The organism is SAR202 cluster bacterium, from assembly GCA_016872285.1.
Taxonomy (GTDB): domain Bacteria; phylum Chloroflexota; class Dehalococcoidia; order Lucifugimonadales.
This window is the reverse complement of the sequence record VGZZ01000082.1, coordinates 1-3,827: the sequence shown is the minus strand read 5'-3', so window position 1 is coordinate 3,827 and position 3,827 is coordinate 1. Positions and strand designations below refer to the sequence as shown.

3 protein-coding genes are annotated in these 3,827 nt (G+C 58.5%); all 3 read right to left on the bottom strand.

All coding sequences use genetic code 11. The features are described 5' to 3' along the window. The coding region (locus FJ320_12855) for a sulfurtransferase (protein ID MBM3926833.1) at nt 1-1,129 on the bottom strand (1,129 nt) is incomplete at its 3' end. 347 nt (nt 1,130-1,476) lie between these two features. Beyond that, the gene (locus FJ320_12850) at nt 1,477-2,061 is read right to left on the bottom strand and encodes a hypothetical protein (GenBank protein MBM3926832.1); all 585 of its coding nucleotides are present in this window, start codon (nt 2,059-2,061) and stop codon (nt 1,477-1,479) included. Nucleotides 2,062-2,401: 340 nt separating this feature from the next. Continuing rightward, a partial coding sequence (locus FJ320_12845; GenBank protein ID MBM3926831.1) for an NAD+ synthase occupies nt 2,402-3,827 on the bottom strand: 1,426 nt, incomplete at its 5' end.

Below are 3,827 nucleotides of genomic sequence, written 5' to 3'. Positions count from 1 at the left end.
TCTCCGGCATCCCCCCCTCCAGCCCCCTGCCCGTTGCCTCCCACCCCTTAACGCCGCCCTGCAAGACATAAACATTCGGATAGCCCATCTGCCGGAACCAAGAGGCCGTTACCGACGCCCTGGCCCTGCCGTCGCATGCGAATATGATGACTCCATCCCGCACCGCCCCCACATCATCGGAACGCTGCACCGCCTGCCCGCCCGGAAACCACCGAAAGCCCGATATATGTCCCTTCCTATACTCCTCCTCCGTCCGCACGTCGATCAGATACACCGTCTGGCTGGACCGTTTCCCCATCAACCCTTCTAGCCCCGCCACATCTACATAAAGCACTCCGTCCTCTCTCGCCACCCGGTCCGCGTAAGCCTCCGCCGCCTTCAACCCCTCCGACGACACCGCCCCAAGTGCGTTTCTCTGCGACCCCCTCTCCAGCTCCAGTCCCGCCAGTGTCCACCCCGCCGTCCCGTTCTTCAGCCCGTAGACATTCTTCAATCCCATCCTCTGCAGCGTCCGCGTCCCGATGATGCTTCGAGTCCTCCCCGCGCAGTGCAGCAGTATGGTGGTGTCCTTGCCTTGCTCCTTGATTATGTCATGTATACGCAGCGGTATCTCCCCGTTAGGTAGCACGCTGCTGCCGGGTATGCAAAAGTTGCGATGCTCCTCCGGTGTTCGAGTGTCCAGCATCACAATCTTCTCGCCCCGGTCCAGCCTCTCCTTCAGTTCTAGCGAGTCTATCTCCGGTACATGATGCTCCACCTCCATCCGCTCCCCAAAGTCCTTGCTAGACACGTTGGTTCCCCATTCCGTGGGCAGGTCCGCCGTCGTCCATGCGTTCACCCCGCCCTCAAGGACACATACGTCGGTATACCCCATCCTCTCCACCGTCGACGCCGCCAGCCCGGCCTGCCGGCCGTTATCGTCGCACAGCACCAGCCTCACCCCTTTGTAAGGCGCCATCCATTTCAGATCAAACTCAATCAAGCGGCGCGGCAGACTGCTGAACCCTGGTATGTGCGTGCTGTTGTAGTTCCCCTGGTCCCTAACATCAATAAACGCGGCTTCCCCGCCCTCAGCCATAAACCGTCGAACAGCCTCCGGCGTCAACTGGGTAGCCATGGGTACCCCCATCCTCGTTCTTTTCCATTGCCGGTGTACTGCTCTAGGCTAAACGGAGGCTCGCTGGCCGACTGAGCCTCCGCTGGTCCTCTCCCCTCGTGAACGCCTGGTGCTAATTGAGACCTGTATTGATGACAACCAACAATAGAACTGTCATTCCGGGCGGAGTCCTTCTGCACTCGGAAGGACGTAGCCGAGGAATCTGTTATGACGGCAACCAGGCCCGGCATCTTACTGACACGCCCCGTAATATTCTCATTAACGCGTATACCGTGTGCCACTGGAATCAGCAATTAGCGACATTTATCTGGAGAGGACGAACGTATTTGACCACGCTTAGCCAAATAGTGTCCTCCGTCCTACTCGTTATCATACTTGCCGGACCTGAACACGCTGACCCTCCCCGTCGCAGCGTCAAATTTGCACCGCTCCAGGTCTCCCAGGTCGTGTCCGTAAACGTGTATCTCCACCGTCGGCTTTCTCGTCTCGTTATCAATCTGATGGATCTCGTCCACGTCCGGCACCAGCAGCGACACCTCCCCGGGCTTCGACACCGCCAGCCGGTCCTTCTCTATCCTCGCGTAGTCCTTCTTCCGACGGTCATCCACCCGCTTGAACCGCGTCTCCGCCAGGAAGTTGTCCATCACGCCAATCATCCCCCACGTGTGGTGGTCGTGCGGGTCTATATGGTCCCCAGGCCCCCACACAACCGATATTAACGACAGCCCGTTGCTCCCCTTGTGCAACCGATACGTCCCATGATGCGGCCTCGGCCCCCGGCCCAGCGGCCTGCGGTACTCGGCAGGTATCGCCTCTGGATTTCCAATGAGCCGCTCAAGGTATGTCGACCCCTTATCAAAAATCCTCTTCTGGTCAGGCTTGCTCGACAGCAAAGAGTCCATATCAGCGATGAAATCTTGAAGGGAATACTTAACAGCAGCCATAACTAACCTCCTCCCAGCAACTGGCGCTATCCTATCACGGCATCTTTACCCCAACAACGGCAAACCGATGTGGATTCGGGAGTTCACATCCTTCAGGGGAAGTGTGGGCTGCGGCTGTCTCCTCAGGTTCTCCCTCTTCTCCTATTGCGAAGGAGAAGAGGGAATTAGACGCAGTCCTGAGCCTGGCCGAAGGAGGGTGATGAGGTGATCTTACTTTTCTTTCCCCTTCCAGCAGGCTGTACTCAGTCCCGATGCAGTCGGGGAAGGGGCTAGGGGTGGTATCCCAATTAAAAACAGGGATGGCTGTGTTAGATTAAGGGTTCGTTTAGTATTAAGAGGCTCAGAATCCACTATACCTATTCACTATCGGCATCCTCCTATCCTTCCCAAAAGCCCTCTGCGTAATCTTCACCCCAGGCGGCGCCTGCCGGCGCTTGTACTCGTTCAGGTCCACCGTCCGAATAACCCTCTTCACCACCTCAGGATCAAATCCCGACGCCACAATCTCCTGGTAGCTCCGCTCCTCCTCCACGTACAGCTTCAATATCTTGTCCAGCAGGTCATACGCCGGCAAGTCGTCCTGGTCTGTCTGCTTGGGCCGAAGCTCCGCGCTCGGCGCCTTATCTATCGACGCCTGCGGTATCGGCTTCGACGGTGTCCCATGGGCGTTCCGCCAGTTCGCCAGTTCATATACCAGCGTCTTCGGCACGTCCTTTATCACCGCGAAGCCCCCCGCCATATCCCCGTACAGCGTCGCGTAGCCCATGGCCATCTCGCTCTTGTTCCCCGTCGTCAGCACCAGCCACCCGAACTTGTTCGATATCGCCATCAAAATGTTCCCGCGAATCCGCGACTGTATATTCTGCTCGGTGACGTTCGGCTGAGTGCCACGGAACGTGGGCTCTAGCGTGTTCAAATACGCCTGGTGCGCTTCCTCAATGGGTACCGTCCACATCTCTATCCCCAGGTTATGCGCCAGCATCTTGGCGTCGACGATGCTACCCTCGCTGGAGAACCGCGACGGCATGGACACCCCCAGGACGTTCTGTGACCCCAGTGCGTCCGACGCCACGCACGCCGTCAGCGCCGAGTCTATCCCTCCAGACAGCCCTATAATCACCCTCGAGAACCCGGTCTTCCGCACGTAGTCGCGGGTACCCGTGACCAGGGCCTTGTACACCTCTTCTTCTTTTGACAACGGCTTCACAGGCTCCCTGTGGTTTACCAGTTGCCGCTTCTTCGGCGTATAGTTGGACACCTTCAGAGTCTTAGACGCGCCGATGCTCTTATGGATATCCGGCTGCGCCTTCCGCGCCAGCGGGTTCCGAAGCCGGCTCCGCAGCACGTCCGTCACATCCATGTCCGCCACCAGCAGCTCCTCCTCAAATGCCCTGCCCCTGGTCAGCAGTTGTCCATCCGGGCTGAAAATTGTGCTGCTTCCGTCGAAAACAAGCTCGTCCTGTCCGCCCACCAGGTTCAAATACGCTGTGTACAGCCCGTTGTCCGATGCGCGGGTCGCTATCATCCTCTCCCGAAAGCTCTGCTTCCCCGCGCTGAACGGCGACGCGTTAATGTTCACCGCCACCTCGGCCCCCACCCCCCGCTGCACTACCATCGGCCCCATGGGGTGCCAGATGTCCTCGCATATACTCACGCCTACGCTGGTGCCATTGATTATGTAAACTGGACACGTGTCACCGCGACGGAAATACCGGTCCTCGTCGAACACCCCGTACGTCGGCAGGTACATCTTGTGGTACACGTCC

Bases quoted from the DNA above. Each gene is read 5' to 3' on its own strand.
- FJ320_12850 (MBM3926832.1), bottom strand. From the start codon at position 2,061: ATGGCTGCTGTTAAGTATTCCCTTCAAGATTTCATCGCTGATATGGAC.